This is a genomic window from Enterococcus sp. CR-Ec1, assembly GCF_002850555.1.
Classification (GTDB): Bacteria; Bacillota; Bacilli; order Lactobacillales; family Enterococcaceae; genus Enterococcus_D; species Enterococcus_D entomosocium.
Genome location: NZ_CP025223.1, coordinates 166,809 through 185,436, shown reverse-complemented (window position 1 = coordinate 185,436; position 18,628 = coordinate 166,809). Strand labels below are relative to the sequence as shown.

The 18,628-nt window shown below is 44.4% G+C and carries 19 protein-coding genes; 9 read left to right on the top strand and 10 right to left on the bottom strand.

The annotated features are described in order from the left end of the window. Nucleotides 1-166: 166 nt before the first annotated feature. Nucleotides 167-535 carry a YxeA family protein gene (locus CXM95_RS00885; RefSeq protein ID WP_016619558.1) on the bottom strand — a complete coding sequence of 123 codons (369 nt, stop codon included), beginning with the start codon at nucleotides 533-535 and terminating at the stop codon, nucleotides 167-169. Between the two features lie 321 nt (nucleotides 536-856). Between CXM95_RS00885 and CXM95_RS00880 the strand changes: the two genes are divergently transcribed. The 6 genes from CXM95_RS00880 (at nucleotide 857) to CXM95_RS00855 (ending at nucleotide 6,876) form a co-directional block, all read left to right on the top strand. Then, nucleotides 857-1,408: a GNAT family N-acetyltransferase gene (locus CXM95_RS00880; protein ID WP_101698751.1), complete on the top strand. Its 552-nt coding sequence runs from the start codon at nucleotides 857-859 to the stop codon at nucleotides 1,406-1,408. 75 nt (nucleotides 1,409-1,483) lie between these two features. Continuing rightward, entirely contained in the window at nucleotides 1,484-2,410 is a 927-nt protein-coding gene (locus CXM95_RS00875; RefSeq protein WP_008376516.1) for an ROK family protein, read from the top strand. A 57-nt stretch (nucleotides 2,411-2,467) separates the two neighbouring features. After that, nucleotides 2,468-3,226: a MurR/RpiR family transcriptional regulator gene (locus tag CXM95_RS00870; protein ID WP_005232695.1), complete on the top strand. Its 759-nt coding sequence runs from the start codon at nucleotides 2,468-2,470 to the stop codon at nucleotides 3,224-3,226. A 159-nt stretch (nucleotides 3,227-3,385) separates the two neighbouring features. After that, entirely contained in the window at nucleotides 3,386-4,696 is a 1,311-nt protein-coding gene (locus CXM95_RS00865; protein ID WP_008376519.1) for a PTS sugar transporter subunit IIC, read from the top strand. A 32-nt stretch (nucleotides 4,697-4,728) separates the two neighbouring features. Beyond that, complete coding sequence (locus tag CXM95_RS00860; RefSeq protein WP_034878166.1) at nucleotides 4,729-6,168, top strand: 6-phospho-beta-glucosidase; 1,440 nt, start codon at nucleotides 4,729-4,731, stop codon at nucleotides 6,166-6,168. A gap of 204 nt (nucleotides 6,169-6,372) precedes the next feature. After that, entirely contained in the window at nucleotides 6,373-6,876 is a 504-nt protein-coding gene (locus CXM95_RS00855; protein ID WP_086316755.1) for a GNAT family N-acetyltransferase, read from the top strand. 43 nt (nucleotides 6,877-6,919) lie between these two features. Here the strand turns inward: CXM95_RS00855 and araD are convergent, their stop codons facing one another. Genes araD through ulaG form a run of 7 tightly spaced genes read right to left on the bottom strand, consistent with a single transcriptional unit; the run spans nucleotide 6,920 to nucleotide 12,552 of the window. Beyond that, the gene (araD, locus tag CXM95_RS00850; protein ID WP_101699582.1) at nucleotides 6,920-7,606 is read right to left on the bottom strand and encodes an L-ribulose-5-phosphate 4-epimerase AraD; all 687 of its coding nucleotides are present in this window, start codon (nucleotides 7,604-7,606) and stop codon (nucleotides 6,920-6,922) included. Further along, nucleotides 7,578-8,477, bottom strand: a complete 900-nt coding sequence (locus tag CXM95_RS00845) for an L-ribulose-5-phosphate 3-epimerase (protein WP_101698750.1) — start codon at nucleotides 8,475-8,477, stop codon at nucleotides 7,578-7,580. Before CXM95_RS00845 ends, araD begins: the two co-directional genes overlap by 29 nt. A gap of 6 nt (nucleotides 8,478-8,483) precedes the next feature. Continuing rightward, nucleotides 8,484-9,122, bottom strand: a complete 639-nt coding sequence (locus CXM95_RS00840) for a 3-keto-L-gulonate-6-phosphate decarboxylase UlaD (RefSeq protein WP_101698749.1) — start codon at nucleotides 9,120-9,122, stop codon at nucleotides 8,484-8,486. A 60-nt stretch (nucleotides 9,123-9,182) separates the two neighbouring features. Next, on the bottom strand, nucleotides 9,183-9,476 hold the full coding sequence (locus CXM95_RS00835; RefSeq protein WP_008376531.1) for a PTS sugar transporter subunit IIB: 294 nt from the start codon (nucleotides 9,474-9,476) through the stop codon (nucleotides 9,183-9,185). Between the two features lie 23 nt (nucleotides 9,477-9,499). Next, nucleotides 9,500-10,966 (bottom strand): PTS ascorbate transporter subunit IIC, encoded by a 1,467-nt coding sequence (locus tag CXM95_RS00830; RefSeq protein WP_016611581.1) that lies wholly within the window; start codon nucleotides 10,964-10,966, stop codon nucleotides 9,500-9,502. Further along, nucleotides 10,967-11,440 (bottom strand): PTS sugar transporter subunit IIA, encoded by a 474-nt coding sequence (locus tag CXM95_RS00825; protein ID WP_005232715.1) that lies wholly within the window; start codon nucleotides 11,438-11,440, stop codon nucleotides 10,967-10,969. A 47-nt stretch (nucleotides 11,441-11,487) separates the two neighbouring features. After that, a complete protein-coding gene (gene ulaG / locus CXM95_RS00820) occupies nucleotides 11,488-12,552 on the bottom strand; it encodes an L-ascorbate 6-phosphate lactonase (RefSeq protein WP_005232716.1) in 1,065 nt (354 codons plus the stop codon). A 332-nt stretch (nucleotides 12,553-12,884) separates the two neighbouring features. Between ulaG and CXM95_RS00815 the strand changes: the two genes are divergently transcribed. Further along, entirely contained in the window at nucleotides 12,885-13,652 is a 768-nt protein-coding gene (locus CXM95_RS00815; protein WP_005232717.1) for a DeoR/GlpR family DNA-binding transcription regulator, read from the top strand. Nucleotides 13,653-13,817: 165 nt separating this feature from the next. Here CXM95_RS00815 and CXM95_RS00810 read toward each other — a convergent pair whose 3' ends face one another. Then, nucleotides 13,818-14,840: a YeiH family protein gene (locus CXM95_RS00810; protein WP_016619553.1), complete on the bottom strand. Its 1,023-nt coding sequence runs from the start codon at nucleotides 14,838-14,840 to the stop codon at nucleotides 13,818-13,820. A 65-nt stretch (nucleotides 14,841-14,905) separates the two neighbouring features. On the opposite strand from CXM95_RS00810, the gene CXM95_RS00805 reads away from it, so the two are divergent. Together CXM95_RS00805 and uvrC are read left to right on the top strand one after the other, a co-directional pair. Beyond that, on the top strand, nucleotides 14,906-15,757 hold the full coding sequence (locus CXM95_RS00805; protein ID WP_016619552.1) for a LysR family transcriptional regulator: 852 nt from the start codon (nucleotides 14,906-14,908) through the stop codon (nucleotides 15,755-15,757). Nucleotides 15,758-15,990: 233 nt separating this feature from the next. Beyond that, nucleotides 15,991-17,781 (top strand): excinuclease ABC subunit UvrC, encoded by a 1,791-nt coding sequence (gene uvrC / locus CXM95_RS00800; protein WP_005232721.1) that lies wholly within the window; start codon nucleotides 15,991-15,993, stop codon nucleotides 17,779-17,781. A gap of 74 nt (nucleotides 17,782-17,855) precedes the next feature. On the opposite strand, the gene CXM95_RS00795 is transcribed toward uvrC, so the two are convergent. Beyond that, a complete protein-coding gene (locus tag CXM95_RS00795; protein WP_005226685.1) occupies nucleotides 17,856-18,596 on the bottom strand; it encodes a GntR family transcriptional regulator in 741 nt (246 codons plus the stop codon). Nucleotides 18,597-18,628: the final 32 nt, after the last annotated feature.

The window sequence follows — 18,628 nt, the reverse complement described above, 5'->3', positions numbered from 1 at the left end:
GAATTGAAAAAATTATCTATTTTTTCTGAAAATTCTATCATCCTCTAATCTTTTTCACCCAAATCAAATCTTGGCGAACTTTTCTTTAGGTGAAGGTACTAAAAAAAGCCATCTCCCAACATGTGGGAAATGACTTTCTGTCCGTTTCTTCAAGCAGGCTCGATGATCAATGGGTCGTAACCAACTCGTCTTTGATAGCGTCAGGGAGATCTTGCTCGGTCACCTCTTGATACGACTCCACATGTTTGCCCTTTGCATCAAGCTCTAGGTAGGCATTTTCTTTTAATTTTTGTGGTGCCCAAAACGTGATTTTTATTTTTTGTCCATCTTCATTGATTCCTTCTTGCGTATATTCATAGGCATCATGTTCTTGCGGCACGCCATACTCATCGGATGTTTTGACATAAACCTTTTTCTCCGGTACGAAAGGATTGAAACGATCCACCAGCTGAACCAGTTCGCTGGAATCATCTTTCGTAAAATAAGACCATGTAACCAATGTGACGGTCCCGATCGTTAACACGAGCAGGATCATACTAATTGCTTTTTTCAAGTGATTGTCCTCCGTTTTTTCTATCTGCCTTCAGTATAAAAAAACAAGCGATAAATATAATCAAACTTAAGACGTATTTTTCCGTCGGTCATTGTAACTAAGGTATCAATGGAATATTTTCTGCTTTTTCCACCTAAATGTATAGGCAAACAACTAAGTTACTCCTACAAAAACGTCCCTTCTCACAGGAAGACCAGACTGTTTAATAAGTATCGTGATTTTTCATTCTTTGTAGTAAACTAAACTGCAACAACTTACTTTTAAATACTCATGATTGAAAACTATAGAAAATCGAGGTGTCCCATGCTAGAAATCAAACTGATCGATCAAGAACACCAAGCTGATATCCGCTTGAAAAACGAACCCTTCTCCTTATGGGGGAAAATGCTGCCGTCTTATAATGAGGGCAACTGGCAGTACACAATCTGTAAATTTGCACCTGAAGACATTCAGACGATGCGTTTCCCAGATGAAAATTATTGCTATGATGAAATGAGCCGAAACAGTCTGTTTATCGGTGCTTATGATGATGGAAAATGCATCGGCTTAGCGATCGTTCAAGACGCTTTTTTCAATTATCTGTACCTATATGACTTAAAGGTCAACACAGACTACCGCAAGCAAGGAATCGGTCAACTGTTGATCCAACATGCACTGAAAGCGGCCCTTGCCAAAGACTATCGCGGCATCTATACACAAGCGCAGGACAACAATCCTTCTGCCTGTCTGTTTTACTTGCGAGCAGGCTTTCGTATCGGAGGCCTGGATACGGAGGTGTACAAAGGAACCAATCAGGAAGGCAAAAGTGACATTTTGTTTTATTTGGATGCAGCGGAAACGGCAGGCAAAAAATAGCTGAAAAAAGAAAAAAATTCCTCCTGCCAGATGGTACACTTAAGGCAACAATGTTTTAGAAGGTGAGGAAGAAGAATGTACGTAGGATTTGATATTGGCGGAACAAGTATTAAATATGGGGTTTTAGATGAAACCGGAGCGATCCTTGAAAAATCAGCGATCCCTACTAGCTATGAGCCAGCCCAGTTTTATCAGGATCTACTCACGATCATCGAAGATGCCCAGAGCCGCCACACGATTGATGGCATTGGGATCAGTGCCCCAGGGATCGTTCAAAAAGACGGGTTTATGTTAACGGCTGGAGCAATCAAATCGTTATATGGTGAAAATTTTAAAGCAGTCTTGGAAGCGCGTACAGGATTGCCGGTGGCGGTGGAAAATGATGCCAATGCAGCAGCGATTGCTGAAAAATGGATCGGGAATGCGCAAGAGGTAGCCAACTATTTGTGTCTTGTCCTAGGCACTGGTGTAGGCGGTGGGATCGTAATCAATAATCAAGTCTACCGAGGTGCTCATGGCATGGCTGGTGAATTTGGTTGGATGGTGATCGATCAGCTGCCAGAAGAAGGCAATATCGAGGAAAGTTCCATCAATAAAAAAACTGCCGTCGTGGGCGGCTTGATTCGCCTCTACAATTTATCTGGCGCAGCAGTTCCTGGCTTTGAACCCACCCAAGACGCCAAAGAGATTTTTGACCGCGCGCAGCAAGGCGAAGCATTGGCGTTGAAGCTGACGGACCAATTTCTGACGGATCTGTCTGTAGGGTTGATCAATTTGATTAGCTGTTTTGACCCAGAATTGGTATTGATCGGCGGCGGCATCAGTGCCAATCCTTATTTCTGGGAACGCCTGCAGGCTCGCTTGACGATCACGGAAACACGGCATGAAGCGATCAATTATTTGCGCGGACAAACCATCGCGCCTGTTCGTCCAGCGAAGCTAAAAAACGATGCCGGCTTGATCGGCGCAGTCTATCAGATCCACCAACAGCTGCACCGTTAAAAGTTCGGATATGCTATACTGGTGTAAATTGATTATCTAGGACAGCGAGGAACCAGCATGGCGCTTTTTGAACAATTAAACTTGAACAAGCTCTCTGCGGTAGAACAAGAAATCTACCGTTTTATCGTCAATCACTTAGAAAAGATCCCGTATATGCGTGTGCGCGACATTGCCGATGATGCTCATGTCTCTTCGACTTCGGTCTTTCGTTTTATTCAAAAAGTCGGCTTTCAGTCGTTTCCAGAATTTCGCTTCTATATCAAAAATCATTTAGAAAAAGCCCATTTTGACGCGCATCCTGAACACTTAGGTTTAGAAGCGCGCATCAAAGGCTTGAATATGCAGATCTTCCACCCTGATGCGGAATACCAAATACGAAAACTTGCCGAAGCGATGCGGGATGCCGATTTGATCTTATTTATGGGGATGGGGGCATCCGGTGCGATCGCGCAATACGTTGCCCGCAAGCTAGCCAGTCTCGGTTACTTTAGTATCAGCATTGATGAGCTGACCTACCCAATCAAAAGCTTTTTGCGAAAAGATCAAAAAAATGTTTTGGTTTTTCTGAGTGTCTCTGGTGAAACCAAAGAACTGATCGAAGTCATTACCGGTTTAGACAATCAAGCGATCGTGCAGAAATACTGCATTACCCCTAATCGGGAAAGTACGTTGGCACGCCTGTGCGATTATTCGATCGAGTATGCGATCAAAGAGGAACGCAAAGACATCTTTCTTGATTTGACTAGTCAATTGCCTTCAGTAGCGATTTTAGAAACACTGATCGGCTATTTACAAGATTATCGTTCCAACCCTTGATGGTTCAGTTTACTGAACCATCTTTTTTTGTAACACTGTGTTCCGGATGCGGAATTTTTTTCATTTCTTGAGAGATATGTACGGAATCCGTATCCGCTTACTTTTAGCCGCTTTCATTCGCTATAATGATGGCATCAATTAAGGAAAGGTGTTATTATTATGCAAAAATTCAATGACCTGTTAGACCGCTCGTTGGTACCAATCGCAACAAAGTTGAACAATCAACGCCACGTAGCAGCGATCCGGGATGCATTCATGCTGATTTTCCCACTGACCATCGCTTCTTCTCTCGTTATTTTGGTCAACAATATTTTATTTTCCAATGAAAGTTTCATCGTGCAATTATTTCAACTGAATCGGCTTTTTCCTAATCTGGAAAGCGCCCAGCAAGTTCTAGCTTCCGTGGCGAACGGGACCATCAACATCATGAGTTTATTCATTGCGTTTCTTGTTGCCCAACTTTTAGCCAAGCATTTCCAAGCAGATGCTACGCTAGTTGGTTTGACAAGTGTCGCTGCCTTTATGATCTTGTACCCGACCTCGTTTGCAGTAGATGATGTCAATGTGATCTCTACACAATATTTAGGCGCCCAAGGGTTGTTCGTAGCTATGATCGTGGCTTGTTTGGTCGGTGAATTCTTACCGAAGCTTTTCAAGGTCAAACGATTGCAGATCAAAATGCCTGAAATGGTACCACCAGCTGTTTCCCGTTCCTTTTCTGGCATGATTCCGATCGTGATCATCGTGGCAGTCACTGCTTTGATCAATTTCTTAGTTTTAATGATTGCACCGGAAGGCATCAATGAACTGATTTACAACGGGATCCAAAGTCCATTGCGGGATCTGGGGGGCAATGTCGTCGGTGTCTTGATCTTGGCATTTTTGCAAACCACGTTGTTTGCGATTGGGATCCATGGACCAAACACATTGAATGCGGTTCGTTCAGCGATTTTTACCGAACAAGATCTAGCTAACCTAGACTTTATCAACCAGGGCGGCTCCTTGTGGGACGTTCCTTACAAAGAAACCTGGGGCGTTTTAAATGATATGTTCGCAAATATGGGCGGAACTGGTATGACATTGGGCTTGATCATTGCGATCTTCATCGCTTCAAAACGTCCAGAACAACGTGAGATCGCTAAGATGTCCTTAGTTCCAGGAATTTTCCAAATCAATGAACCGATGATCTTCGGTCTACCGATCGTCTTGAATCCAATCATGATCATTCCGTTTATTTTGACACCAATGGTCAATATTTTGGTGGGTTATTTTGTCACTGTTGTCTGGCCGATCATGCCGACCCCAGCGATTGGGGTACCATGGACGACCCCAGGAATCATTAATCTCTTTTTAGGAACTGGAGGAAATGCGATCGCTGCGGTTGTCGGTGTCGTTTGTCTTGCGATTTCGGTCTTGATCTATTTGCCTTTCGTGATCGCCTCTAACCGTTCCCAGAAAGTAGAATTATAAGCAAACGAATGAGTCGAGGAGGAATGAAATTTATGTCCGCAAAAATGCCGAAAGATTTTTTATGGGGCGGCGCGATCGCTGCCCATCAAGCGGAAGGCGCTTGGAATGTTGCTGGCCGTGGAATGAGTACCGCCGATGTCATGACGGCCGGTGGCAACGGTATTCCCCGTAAAATCACCAAAGGAGTCATTGAAGGGGAATATTACCCGAACCATGAAGCCATTGACTTTTATCACCGTTACAAAGAAGATATCCAGTTATTCAAAGAACTGGGCTTGAAATGTCTACGGACATCGATTTCTTGGAGCCGGATCTATCCAACTGGAACAGAAGAAGAACCAAATGAAGCCGGTCTCCAATACTACGATGATCTTTTCGACGAATTGCAGGCAAATGGCATCGAACCCGTCATCACTTTGTCTCACTTTGAAATGCCTTATGCCCTCTATGAAGAATTTGGTGGGTTTGCTAACAAAGAAGTGATTCCCCTCTTTGTCAAATTCGCTAAGACTGTTTTTCAACGGTATCGTGACAAAGTGACGTATTGGATGACTTTCAATGAGATCAATAATCAAGCAGATGGGCAAGAGCCGTTGCACGTTTGGACCAATTCTGCCATGATCATCGAGGATGACAGCCAAAAAGAAGCACTCGTCTTTCAAGCGGGCGTCAATGAGTTGATTGCCAGTGCGGCAGCCGTGATCGAAGGCAAAAAAATCAATCCAGAGTTTCAGATTGGTTGTATGATGGCCTATGTCCCGGTCTACCCCTACTCTTGTGCGCCAGCTGATTTGATGGCATCCGTCAAAGCCAATGAACGGCGCTATTTTTACAGCGACGTCCACGTACGAGGCAAGATCCCAACCTATGTGCAAAAATATTGGGCAAAAAAAGGCATCACGATTGAGATCACGCCCGAGGAACAAGCGCTATTAAAAGCGGGAACCGTTGATTATATTGGGTTCAGCTATTACATGTCAGGAACGATCTCAACCCTTGATGAAGTGGCTGGCACACCAACTGAGGATATCCCGGGAGCAAAAATCGTGAGTAATCCTTATATCAGTGCTTCTGATTGGGGCTGGCCTATCGATCCAGTCGGGTTGCGCTATGTGTTAAATACGATCTATCAACGCTATGACTTGCCGCTATTTATCGTAGAAAATGGCTTTGGTGCTTACGATCAATTAACCAATGAACAGCAAGTCCATGATGACTACCGCATCACTTACCTGAAAGAGCATATCGAACAGATGGAAAAAGCGGTGGTTGAAGATGGTGTACCGCTATTAGGTTATACGCCTTGGGGGATCATTGATATCGTCAGCTTCGGCAGCGGCGAAATGGAGAAACGCTATGGCATGATCTATGTCGACAAAGACAATACCGGCAAAGGAACCTTGAATCGTTTGAAAAAAGATTCCTTTGCGTGGTACCAGCAAGTAATCGCCTCTAATGGTGAAACGCTCTAATTACTGCTTCCATGACTAACACAAAAACCGCCCCCTCGTTTCGCCATCCTCCTTTTTACATTAGGAGCCTGGCAACGAGGGGGCGGTTTTCTTATTAAAGAGGTGCGCCATTGCGAGGATGCTTTTCTTATCATCACTAAACACTCCCCCGATGCTGTGGTACACTATAGCTATTCATTTACTTTTACGTTAAGGAGGAACTGCATGAAGCCGATATTTCGTCCGATCCAATCTCAAGATGATGCGCCATTAGCTGCTATCATTCGCAAAAGCTTGACCGACCACCAGTTGGCGGTTCCAGGAACTGCCTATTTTGATCCCGAGTTAGACCACTTAAGTGAATTTTATGCAGCAGATCCTGCTAGCCGCCATTATTTTGTCGTCACCGATGAATCGGGTATCCTTTTAGGCGGCGGTGGTCTTGCCACTTATGATTCAGAAGGGCAAATCGCCGAGCTGCAAAAATTTTATCTCAGTGATGCCGCCAAAGGGCAGCGCCTCAGCTATCCCCTGCTGGCGAAGATCGAGGCCAAAGCTTTTGAACTAGGCTATCGGCAACTCTATTTAGAATCCCATCATTCTTTAGAAGCTGCCTTGCATGTCTATCAAAAAGCCGGCTATCGCGCATTGTCCCAGCCACTATTGGCGGCACAGCATACCACGATGGATCGCTTTTATGTGAAAACACTCGTTGAAGAAAACGAATAGAAAAGCAGCCATTCCTTGATCGCTAGGAATGGCTGCTTTTCCGTTATCCTTGTCCATAATAAGCATGTTCGCCATGCTTGCGGAAATAATGTTTATCCAGCAAATAATCAGCGATCGGTGTTCGATCCAAGGTCAAAGCTTCGGTACCTAGTGCCATTTCTGCAACCTCTTCTAAAACAATACTATTGCTGACCGCTTGTTCCGCAGATTGCCCCCAAGTAAAGGGACCGTGTCCCGCTGTGAGGACAGCTGGGCATGCAAGCGGATCTAATCCCCGCTTTTCAAACGTCTCGACAATGACTTTGCCGGTTTCTTTTTCGTAGTCTGCCGTTACCTCAGAGGCCCGTAATGGTCGTGTACAAGGGACACTACCATAAAAAGTATCCGCATGCGTCGTTCCATATGCAGGAATGTCTCGCTGTGCTTGCGCCCATTTTACCGCATTTGTCGAATGCGTATGGACGATCGCCTTGACGCCTTCGAAGTGCTTATACAATAGCGCATGGGTTTTGATATCCGAGGAAGGCTTCAACGCCTTCGCCTCTTTCGGCATTCCCGCTAAGTCGCAAACCACCATTGAGTCAACCGTCATCGTCTGATAATCAACACCGCTGGGTTTAATGACGATGATCCCTAAATCTCGATCGATCTCACTGACATTTCCCCAAGTTAGCTTTACTAGTCCTTCCTCAGGCAGTCTCTTATTGGCTTGATAGACTCGCTCTTTCATCAATTGAAGCTGATTGATCAAGGTAACCGACCTCCTTTAGTTTTGGTAATAAAAATGCTTTGGCTTGTTCGATTTCCGCAATCGGGTCAGCGCTCGTCTCACTCCACATCTCGATGACAAAAGAACCGTTGTAATTCAACCGCTTCAGCGTGCGTAAGCAGCCATCAAAATCAACACACCCAGTGCCAAACGGTACTTCTTTAAATTTTCCTCGAAACTTATCTGAAACCGCCAATGTATCTTTCAAATGAATCTGGGTTATCTCGCAAATGCCTTTTTCTAATTCATAACCGACATCATTTTCTGGCCAGGCCGATAGGTTCCCGACATCTGGATAGACTTGTAGATAGGGCGAAGGGATCTGCTCCTTGATCCGTAAATACTTTGAGATAGAATTTAGAAACGGATCATCCATGATCTCTAGTGACAAAACGACACCCTTTTCAGACGCCCTAGCGACCGCTTCTTTTAGATTGGCAATGAACCATTCTCGGCTACAAAGACTTTTTTCCTCATAGTACACATCGTATCCGGCTAATTGGATGCAGCGAATACCCAAATCTGAAGCCAGGTCAATGGCTTTTTCCATCAGATGCATCGCGTGCTTGCGCTTTTTTTCATCGATCGAACCAAAGGGAAACCGCCGATGTCCACTGAGACATAAAGACAAGATTTTGATCCCCGAGGCATAGATTGCCTCGACGATCTCTTTGCGCTGTGCTTGGTTCCATTCTAGGCGTGCCAAGCGTTCATCGGATTCATCGATGGACATTTCAATGAAGTCGAAACCTCGGTCTTTGACAAACTGCAATCGTTCCGGCCAAGAAAGGGCTTTGGGTGTTGCTTTTTCATATAGACCGATCAAACTCATAGAAAACTACCCCCAAATCCGTAAAATCTCTTGCTTGAAATCAACTGCTGCTTGTTGCGGATCGTCAGCGGCAGTGATGCCTCGTCCTGTGATAAAGGTATACACATCAATGCCGACAAACAGAGCCAACGTCTCGACGCTCAATCCTCCCGTGACGGACACTCGAAACCCCATATCGATCAATTTACGGACTTTCGTTAAATCTTTTTCTCCCCATGTTTCACCAGCTAACAATGCGTCACGACTTTGATGATAGATGGCTTGTGAGATGCCGGCATCTAGCCACTGCTGTGCTTGCTGGTAGGTCCAGTCACCATATAATTCTACTTGGATCTCAGCAATTTCTTTTGCTGCTGCCTTCATTGTTGGGATCGTTGCTGCACAAATCACGGTCATATAATCCGCGCCAGCTTGCTGGCAGTTTTTGGCGACCGTCCCACCGGCATCGGCACATTTTGTGTCTGCTACGATCAACTTCTCCGGATACATTGCTCGGAAACAGCGTAATACCTGTTCTCCTTCTTGCAACAATAAAATAGTCCCTGCTTCAATAATATCAACCACATCGCCGACTTTTTTGATATCTGCCAGTGCACTAGCTAAATCGGAGTGATCGCAAGCAATCTGTAGTTTTGGTATGCTCATGAAATTCCCCTCTCTTTTGTTTGACCAACCTTTTTGTTTTGCCACATCCTGTTACGCTGACTACTCCTTTGAAAGACCCGCTTCTCTGACCCGCTCAATGATTTCTTTTGGAGACATCACATTTCTGACCCCGATTACTGTTACGCCCTTTTCTTTTGCTTTATCGAACATATTGACAAAGTTCATTGGCGTAAAGACCACATCGTAATTCTTGGCGGTGCTTTTGCCTTCAGAAATCGCGCAGTGGTGGATAGAGGTGATCGTGATCCCTTCAGACTTCAAAGCTTTTTCAACACTCCGCATCATCATCAAACTTGTTCCTGATCCATTTGCACAAGATACTAATACTCTCATCTTTTTTTCCTCCTAAGAATTCATTATTTTTGTTTTTCTACATACGCATCGTAATCATCTACGATCAAGAAATATCCTTCTGGATCTCTGCGGTACTGCAATTGCGGAATCACTAATAAGATCACCACCACAAGAACCACACCAATGATGCCTAAGAATTTCATCAATACTGTAAAGAATGGCCAGACGGTCGCCCAGTCGAACATACCAAGATAGCCGCCATATTGGGACAATCCTACCCAAGTAGCGATCAAGGCCGAACCACCGATCTGAATGATGCCTGATAAGAATGGGAAAAGACAAGCCGCCTTGATACCTCCACGGTTGTTGGCAAAAACGGCAATCGCTGCATTATCAAAGAACAGTGGGATAAACCCGGCAATCACGATCGTTGGTGACCGGAACAAAATCAGTAAAGCAATCATTAAAAATTGTCCTAATGCACCGAATAAAAAGCCCACCGTCACAGCATTTGGTGAACCAAAGGCAAAGGTTGCGGCGATATCGATCCCCGGAACAGCACCTGGTAAAATCGTATTTGAGATTCCTTGAAATGACTCGGTCAATTCGGAAACGAAGGTGCGCACACCTAATTGAAGAATTGCTAAGTAGACGGCAAACATCAGTGATGTTTGTAAAATATAAAATAAGAAACTTTGTCCTTCTGCCATAAATCCTGCTGTTATTAAATAATCTTGTCCAAGTGTCACTAAAATGATACCGAAGAAAAAGAGCATCAGGATCGAAGTCGATACCATATTTTCATTGAAGACCGATAAAAAACCCGGTAGTTCGACATCTTCTAATTTCCGGTTGGATTTGTTCTTTTTGAACCGTTCCGCAAGTCTCGCAAAGAAATAAACACCAAACATCTGTTGATGGGCAATCGCAAAACCAGCACCTTCCGTCAAATCTTGACAGATGCCCACGGTCAAATTGGAACCAACCGCCCAATAGCAGCCTAAGATCAAGCCCATGACAAGTAAGACTTCGATCCGACCCAAGTCTGGAAAACAAAATAGCAGCAGCCAAAAGGCCGTTGCGGCTTGCTGTACTTGCACATTTCCAGTAGTGAAGACGGCCCGCAGCTTCGTATATTTTTTGAAGCGAACGAGTAAGATATTAAAAACAAAGGCAATCAATAATAAGAGCATCGTGTCACCAAAGGTGCGTCCAAATCGTTCTTCAATGCCGGCGGTGATCGCATTTTGACCAAAATACGGGTCAGTGACCATCGCATCTAATTCAAAACGCTCCTTAAGCCCCACCAGGATCGGACGGAAATTATTGACCAATCCACCAGAGCCAATCGTCAAAATCAAGTAACCAACGGTGGCTTTTAAGAAACCTGCGACACATTCAACAAACGGCCGTTTCAATAGTAAGTAACCAATCAGTACAATAAAACCGATCAAAAAAGCTGGCTGCATCAAAATATTCTGAGCAAAGTAATCCCAGCATCTCAATAAGAAATCTCCTACCACTTCCATCTAATCCCTGCTTTCTTTTTGGTCATATTTCTCCATCACCATTTCAAAATCTGCCATCGTTTTTACACCTAATAGATCTTCTACCAGCCCCTCTTCCATCAACATCTCTGATAAACCAGCGATATTGTTCATATGTGCTTCAGCGTTTTTGGCAGCGAGCATAAAGAACAACTGCGCCTCCTTGTCCGGATTATCTTCCTGAAACGAGACGGGCGCTGGAAAAATCGTCAGCCCGATCCCTGTTCCTAAGACGCCTTTGCTTTCTGCTGAAGAATGGGGCATGGCTACTTTGGGAATGATCACAATATAAGGACCGTATTGATGGACATCCCGAATGACATCTTCAATGTACTGATCCGTAATCAACGCCTTTTGCTTTAATCCTTCGCCACTCGCCCAGATAGCAGCTTCCCAGTCTTCGGGCTGTTCATGGTTGATTGCAACCAACTCATTTTCATAAAAATAACGCAGCATTACGTTTGCTCCTTTCAAATTTGGCTTTTGCAGCATCCCCCCTTCTTTTATAAGAAAGAAGGGAATGGCGTATCATTGTCGACCGAAAAAACATCTTTGAAGCCACGATAGAAATTAAATTCAAGATCATCTTTATTCGTTGGGTAGGTGAATTTGCCGCCAACTTGCCAAATATACGGTTTAAACTCATAGTTCAAACGATCTTTTTTAAACTTCCAAATCTCGGTGATCTCTTTTGGATCAGCCATAAAATTGGACCAGATATCATAATGTACGGGAATCACCACTTTGGCATTGAGGGATTCGGCCATCCGCAACATATCGACTGATGTAACTTTGTCGGTGATGCCTCGCGGGTTTTCGCCATATGCACCTAAGCAAACATCGATCTTGTACTGATTCCCATGTTTAGCAAATACATTCGAATAATGAGAATCTCCTGCATGATAAATCGCCCCACCGGAAGTCTCAAACAAGTAATTGACTGCGATACGATCCATGTCCTGTGGCATTTTTCCTTTCAAGCTGGTATCCGGATCTTCACAAGTAATCAGAGCGGTTCGATCGAATGCTTCTAAAGCGACGATTTTCACCTGCCCAATGGTCACTTCATCCCCCGGTTTGACCACGATGGTTTTTTCTTCTGGTATTCCCCATTTCAACCAAGTTGCAACGACTTCATGGGGACCGACGAATTTTGCTTCTGGACAATTTTGATGGACTGCGGCTGCGGTATTGATGTCTAAATGATCGGAATGGATGTGGGTCACCACTAACGCATCCACTCCTTTGATTGCAAATGGATCGATCACAAAGGGCTGAGTCCGTAGGTTAGGCTGCATTTCTTGTACACCACTCATTCGCATCATTTGATGGCCTTTTTTCATTTGCCCATTCCCATGACTGCGCTTGCCAGTGCCACACCAAAGGTCGCATAAAATATTGGTTCCTTCCGCACTCTTCAGCCAAATACCCGTACAGCCTAGCCACCACATGGAAACTGTGCCTTCTTTCACAAGCTCATTTTCAATCTCTTCGTTCAAATAGGTCCCCCATTCTGGAAACGTATTTAAAAGCCAACTCTCTTTCGAAACATCATTTACATGTGCCATTCTTATTCCTCCCTTGCTTATTTACACTTTGATTCTAACATATAGAAAAACGCTTTCAATCTAATTTTATGTTAATTTAGCTTATTATATGTTAATTAACCCATAAATAAATGTGATTATTTAATATATATGGTAATGTATAGGGGATATGTTAAAATGAGTTCGAAAGAAGAAACAACAAACACATCGTTGCTTCTCAACAAGTGGTGTGGGATCATCACTTGAACTTGCGAGAAGGAGGCGAGAAGGTTTTTGCTATGCAAAGGCAATCGCAATCTGGATAAACGATGAAAGACAAGAATAGAATAAAGCGCATGTAAGGAGGAAGTATCGTGAAACGTTCCAATGAAGAAGTGAGGCAAAGGAGAAAACAATTGATCGATCTGATAAAAACATCTGGTTTTTCTGATGTGAAGACCCTCAGTCATCAGTTGGGAGTATCAGAGATGACGATCCGCAGAGACTGTACCGTACTGAGTGAGATGGGTCAGATCAAACAAACCCACGGAAAAATCGAATACTGTGAAGCTTATGAAGATGAAGCGCATCCCACCGACTCGATCGAGTACATCAAAGATCGACTGGCCAAAGAAGCGGCTCGCCAAGTAAAAGATGGCGATACCCTTTTCGTCAATACGAGTACTAGCGCCGCTCAAACGTTGCGCCATCTCACAGACAAACGAATCAGTTTGTTGACGAACAATACAAGTGTGATCCAAATGGAACACCATCCAAAATCAACGATCGTTTTAAGTGGCGGCGAAATACGCTATCCTAAAGCGGCCTTGTCAGGGGATATCGCCGTGGAGTCGTTTTCTCATGTTCGTTCTGATGTTACGATCATTGGTTGTAGTGGGTTAGATTTACAGACCGGCATTTCCACTTCAGTGATCCACGAAGCCAAAGTCAATGCGAAAATCATCGAAAATTCTGGCAAGTTGATCGTTATCGCGGATTATCGCAAAATCGGTAAGCAATCCAATTTTACGATTGGCGCAATTGCGGCTATCGATCTGCTGATTACCGACCATTATTCTGATCCCAAAGTCATCGACTTGATTGAGCAACAAGGTGTTCAAGTCATCCAAGTCCCCGTCTAACCATCTTTGTCGCTAAAAAAAGCCCGACAGTTGATCTGAAAAGCCACGCCTTGCTGCCTCTTCCAACAGAAACAGCAAAGCGTGCCCTTCGATCAACCGTCGTGGCTTTTTTCGTTAAACAATCGTACGCTTCAAACGTGCTTTATGGGATGTGCCTCGTGTGAATCAGAGCCGCAGCAACCAAATCAACGCAACAGCACCCACGGTTTGGACGGCTCCAACGGAAAGACCATAGAATAAAAAGCGCGGTCCTTCTTTTAAAAACTTGCGGAAATCCAGGCGCAAACCGATGGCTGCCAACGCCGTTGTTTCAAACCACGTACTGATAAAATGAGCCCCCTCATTCAACCAGCTAGGCAGCGGCAAGAAGCTGTTCAAGATACAGATGGTCAAGAAGCCCAACACATACCAAGGGATTGGCAGCCGTAGCTTACCTTTGCCTTTGGTTTTGGTGGGGGTCTTTGTCGTCATTCGTTCAAAAACAATGACGACGACTGCCAACATGATGATGCGCGCGATTTTAAAGAGCATCGCGTATTTGACGGTGTCGGCATCAATCAAACTAGCCCCCGCCACGACTTGCCCGACGGATTGCAGTGTGCCGCCAAGTAAGGCACTTTTTTGCAATAGATCATCGCCGTATAAGGCCAAGCCTAAAAACGGCAGCGTCAGCATCATCACCGTTCCTAAAAGATTGACCAAGGTGATGATCTGCCCTTTTTCTTCATCATCGGCATCAATGGCTGGTGCGATCGCCGCAATCGCAGAGGACCCACAGACAGCATTGCCGCCTGCCATCATCAGGCTCATCTTTTGATTAAAGCCCATTTTTTTCCCTATCAAATAAGCAGCGGTAATGACCAAGCTCATCATCAGCAAAATAAAGAGAAAGCCCCGAAGACCCATTTCACTGATAGTCTGGAAAGTGACGGTAAAGCCCAGCAAAACTACCGAATATTCTAGGAGACGACTTTCCGCAACCTTCGTCCCGACTTGATAGCGTTCTTGCTTGAACAGTGTATTTCCTAAAATGATTCCTAATAAAATAGCAAGGGTTGCTCCCCCTAATTTTGGCACAGCCAAAGCCATGATTCGGGCGATGACGGCTACCGAAAAGGACAGGAACAAACCGGGAAGTATCAAAGCTGTTTGTCGTTGCTTCATTGCTTTCATCCTTTCATATAACATCCATTATACACAGATTGACCGATCAGTAGGATTTATTGGTATAATAGTTATGATTGAATTTTCTAATGGAAGGGATTGCAATGTTAAAATTATTGGAGACTTTTAAGATGGTCTATGAAACGAAAAATTTTTCGAAAGCTGCCGAATTGCTATTTATTTCGCAGCCCACGGTTTCTGCTCAAATCAAGCAGTTGGAACAAGACCTGGATACACCGCTCTTTTTACGCAATGGTCGCAAAAACGTGATCGCCACACCCCAAGCAGAGTACCTTTACGAAAAGGCACTGAATTTATTGGATGAGTGGTCGACGATCACCAGCGAGATCCATACCAACACGCAGCACCAAAGCCACTGTGCCCTAGGAATCTCTCATACCTATGCGATGGCCTTGATGCCTAACTTGATGATTGCTTTATACAACGCCTTTCCCACGGTGCGTTTTCGGGTATCGATGATGAACTCCGCTGAAGTCTTAACAGCGCTTGAACAACATCAACTGGATTTAGGGATCATTGAAAAACCCTTATCCGCACCGAGTATTTTGCGTTTTCCGATTTTGAAAGATCAGCTCGTCTTAGCTGGCGATCCCCAAACCGGTCCTTGGCTCGTCCGAGAAGCGAGTTCTGGTGTCTACTATTACACTAAGCGCTATCTGGAGGAACAGAACATTCAAGGACCGATCATCGAGATCGCCAGCAATGAATTGATTGTCGCTTTGCTGAAACAAGGCTTCGGCTGTTCGATCCTTTCCAAGCGAGCCGCCCACGGCATTGGCTATCAACTGCTGGATAAAAACTTTGAGCGCCAATTTTACTTAATCCAGCGCAAAGTAGTCACAGAACCAGCCATCGAGGGATTGCGGACCTTCATTCAGGAGTGGTCGCAAAACGATCCCTCACAGGTGGCAAGCGTATAATAACAAACTGATTTTTTTGGGGGAACCACCGCCTCGTGGGATTTCTTAACCTTTTCTTACGATTACGCTTCCTCACTGCCGATCTGGTCCGATTGATTGTTTCTTAAGAAATTTGTGCTAAAATGAGGAGTACTGGCTATGGGCTCTAACGTTCCCCTTTTTGAGGGAAACTTAGACCGCCCTTTGACTACTTATGCAGTTCGTGAAGCAAACCAGTAAGAAAGGATCTTGAAATGAACGAACAAATCAAGAACAAATTAGCGCTGCTTCCTGATCAACCTGGTTGTTATTTAATGAAAGATAAAAATAACAAAATCATCTATGTTGGGAAAGCCAAAATTTTAAAAAATCGTGTCCGTTCGTATTTTACCGGCAGCCACGATACGAAAACCGAACGGCTCGTTCAAGAAATCAATGATTTTGAGTACGTCGTTACCGAATCAAATACGGAAGCTTTATTGCTGGAAATCAATTTGATTCAAAAAAACAAACCAAAATACAATATCATGTTAAAGGACGACAAGTCGTATCCTTTTATTAAAGTGACCAAAGAGCGCTATCCGCGTTTGATCATCACTCGTAAAGTTTTAAAAGACGGGGCTTTATATTTTGGCCCTTATCCTGATGCACGAGCAGCCAATGAAACCAAACGGGTGCTAGATCGCCTCTTTCCTTTACGAAAATGCGGTCCTTCTCAAAAGCGGCCTTGTCTTTATTATCATTTGGGTCAATGCGTCTGTCCTTATGTCAATAATGTAGACCCCAAGGATTATCAAAAGATCGTGGATCAAGTCAAACACTTTTTCCACGGCGGTCACGTCGATATTTTGAAAGATCTGAAAGAGAAGATGGGCGAAGCCATTGAAACATTAGAGTTTGAGCGAGCGGCTGAGCTGCGGGATCAGATCCAAGCGATCGATACCGTCATGACGCGACAAAAAATGACCCTGACCGACCTGATGGACCGTGATGTCTTTGGCTACAGTGTCGACAAAGGCTGGATGTGTGTCCAAGTATTCTTTATCCGTCAAGGAAAGCTGATCGAACGAGAAGTCTCTTTGTTTCCTTTCTACAATGAAGCGGATGAAGATTTCTTGACCTTCGTCGGCCAGTTTTACCAAAAGAATGAACACTTCATTCCCAAAGAAGTCTTTGTTCCGCAAAATGTCGATGCTGCCCCATTAGAAGCGCTGTTGGAAACCAAAGTCCTGCAGCCCCAACGAGGCGACAAAAAGAAATTGGTCGATTTGGCCAATAAAAATGCCCGCATTGCCTTGGCCCAAAAATTTGCGTTGATCGAGCGTACTGAAGAACGGACGATCGGTGCTGTGGATCGTCTAGGCGATGCCATGGGGATCCCGACACCTTATCGGATTGAAGCCTTCGATAACTCCCACATCATGGGAACCGATCCGGTTTCTGCAATGGTGGTTTTTGTCGACGGGAAGCCGTTTAAAGATGATTATCGGAAATATAAGATTCGTACCGCACAAGGCGGCGATGATTATGGCTCTATGCAAGAAGTCATCTACCGCCGATACTCTCGTGTCCTAAAAGAAAACCTGCCTTTTCCTGATCTGATCATCATCGATGGCGGGAAAGCCCAAGTCGGTGCTGCCCAAGAAGTGCTGCATAACCAGCTAGGTTTAGATATTCCGGTTGCAGGTTTAGTGAAGAACAACAAACACAAAACCAGCGAGTTGATTTTCGGGGAATTTTTAGATCCGATCCAACTGGAACGCAATTCTGTGGAATTCTTTTTGCTGCAACGAATCCAAGATGAGGTCCATCGTTTTGCGATCACCTTCCATCGCCAACTGCGCAGTAAAAACAGCTTTTCTTCCAAGCTGGATGAAATTCCTGGCTTAGGACCAAAACGCAAGCAACAGCTGATGAAAACCTTCAAGTCGTTAAAGAACATTCAAGCAGCTTCGGTGGAAGAGATCCAGCAAGCTGGTATTCCCAAAGCCGTTGCGGAAACTATCTTAGCCAAACTAGGCGATCAAAATCAACCCACTTCTTAAATCAAAACAAAAACGCTTCATAGCCAACAGTAGCTATGAAGCGTTTTTTCATTGAAGAAGCATTTTGTAAGCCGTTACTTTTTGCGGTGCTGTAACAGATCAGGCTTCATGTCTAACATGGAATAGCCACGAACATCATACCGATTGCGGCTGCAGGAATAGTCCACTGGACGTCCCGATTCTAAATAGATGATCTGTTCTAATTCCAATACCGGATCATCTACTTGGCACGCTAAATAGGTTTGATCGTATTCATCACTTTTGGCAGCCTGAAAAGTCCGATAAGCACCAGCAAATTTGTAGCCTAAATCTTGCAACAGATAGTCATAGACGGATTCTTCCAAGATCTCTTTCGTCAAACCGCTGACCAGATCCAACGGCATATAGGAATGCTCGAGTATGTATGGATTGCCTTCTAAGATCCGCAAACGGATCACATGGTAGATTGGTTGTTCGGCAGTGATCTGAAGCATCTCTTGAATTCTTGTTGTAGGAAAACAGACTTCAAAGGTGATGACTTGGCTAGTCAACGTCCGTTTTTCTTGTTTCATCTGATAGCTCAGGCCTTTGTATTCTGTCACCGATGAGGTATCTTTGCCCCAAAAGGAATGATTCAAAACTTTGGTCCCTAAGCCGCGCTTTGTCAGCAGCAAGCCTTCCATAATCAGGATATTCACCGCATTTTTAATCGTCATTCGGCTGACGCCAAACTCTTCCACTAACTCTGTTTGATAAGGTAAAAGACTGTCTTTCGGATAAGTTCCGTCCTTGATTCTTTTACGCAGAACATCTGCGATCTCCATATATTTGGGCATTTTGCCACCTCCAAAACGTGTGTTGTATTGAT

What these genes read in the sequence shown, in the direction of transcription:
- CXM95_RS00805 (WP_016619552.1), top strand. Translation starts at nt 14,906, where the DNA reads ATGGAAGGGATTGCAATGTTAAAATTATTGGAGACTTTTAAGATGGTC.
- CXM95_RS00880 (WP_101698751.1), top strand. Translation starts at nt 857, where the DNA reads ATGCTAGAAATCAAACTGATCGATCAAGAACACCAAGCTGATATCCGC.
- CXM95_RS00870 (WP_005232695.1), top strand. Translation starts at nt 2,468, where the DNA reads ATGGCGCTTTTTGAACAATTAAACTTGAACAAGCTCTCTGCGGTAGAA.
- CXM95_RS00865 (WP_008376519.1), top strand. Translation starts at nt 3,386, where the DNA reads ATGCAAAAATTCAATGACCTGTTAGACCGCTCGTTGGTACCAATCGCA.
- CXM95_RS00810 (WP_016619553.1), bottom strand. Translation starts at nt 14,840, where the DNA reads ATGTTATATGAAAGGATGAAAGCAATGAAGCAACGACAAACAGCTTTG.
- ulaG (WP_005232716.1), bottom strand. Translation starts at nt 12,552, where the DNA reads ATGGCACATGTAAATGATGTTTCGAAAGAGAGTTGGCTTTTAAATACG.
- uvrC (WP_005232721.1), top strand. Translation starts at nt 15,991, where the DNA reads ATGAACGAACAAATCAAGAACAAATTAGCGCTGCTTCCTGATCAACCT.
- CXM95_RS00885 (WP_016619558.1), bottom strand. Translation starts at nt 535, where the DNA reads ATGATCCTGCTCGTGTTAACGATCGGGACCGTCACATTGGTTACATGG.
- CXM95_RS00845 (WP_101698750.1), bottom strand. Translation starts at nt 8,477, where the DNA reads ATGAGTTTGATCGGTCTATATGAAAAAGCAACACCCAAAGCCCTTTCT.
- CXM95_RS00875 (WP_008376516.1), top strand. Translation starts at nt 1,484, where the DNA reads ATGTACGTAGGATTTGATATTGGCGGAACAAGTATTAAATATGGGGTT.
- CXM95_RS00860 (WP_034878166.1), top strand. Translation starts at nt 4,729, where the DNA reads ATGTCCGCAAAAATGCCGAAAGATTTTTTATGGGGCGGCGCGATCGCT.
- araD (WP_101699582.1), bottom strand. Translation starts at nt 7,606, where the DNA reads ATGAAAGAGCGAGTCTATCAAGCCAATAAGAGACTGCCTGAGGAAGGA.
- CXM95_RS00840 (WP_101698749.1), bottom strand. Translation starts at nt 9,122, where the DNA reads ATGAGCATACCAAAACTACAGATTGCTTGCGATCACTCCGATTTAGCT.
- CXM95_RS00830 (WP_016611581.1), bottom strand. Translation starts at nt 10,966, where the DNA reads ATGGAAGTGGTAGGAGATTTCTTATTGAGATGCTGGGATTACTTTGCT.
- CXM95_RS00855 (WP_086316755.1), top strand. Translation starts at nt 6,373, where the DNA reads ATGAAGCCGATATTTCGTCCGATCCAATCTCAAGATGATGCGCCATTA.
- CXM95_RS00835 (WP_008376531.1), bottom strand. Translation starts at nt 9,476, where the DNA reads ATGAGAGTATTAGTATCTTGTGCAAATGGATCAGGAACAAGTTTGATG.
- CXM95_RS00825 (WP_005232715.1), bottom strand. Translation starts at nt 11,440, where the DNA reads ATGCTGCGTTATTTTTATGAAAATGAGTTGGTTGCAATCAACCATGAA.
- CXM95_RS00795 (WP_005226685.1), bottom strand. Translation starts at nt 18,596, where the DNA reads ATGCCCAAATATATGGAGATCGCAGATGTTCTGCGTAAAAGAATCAAG.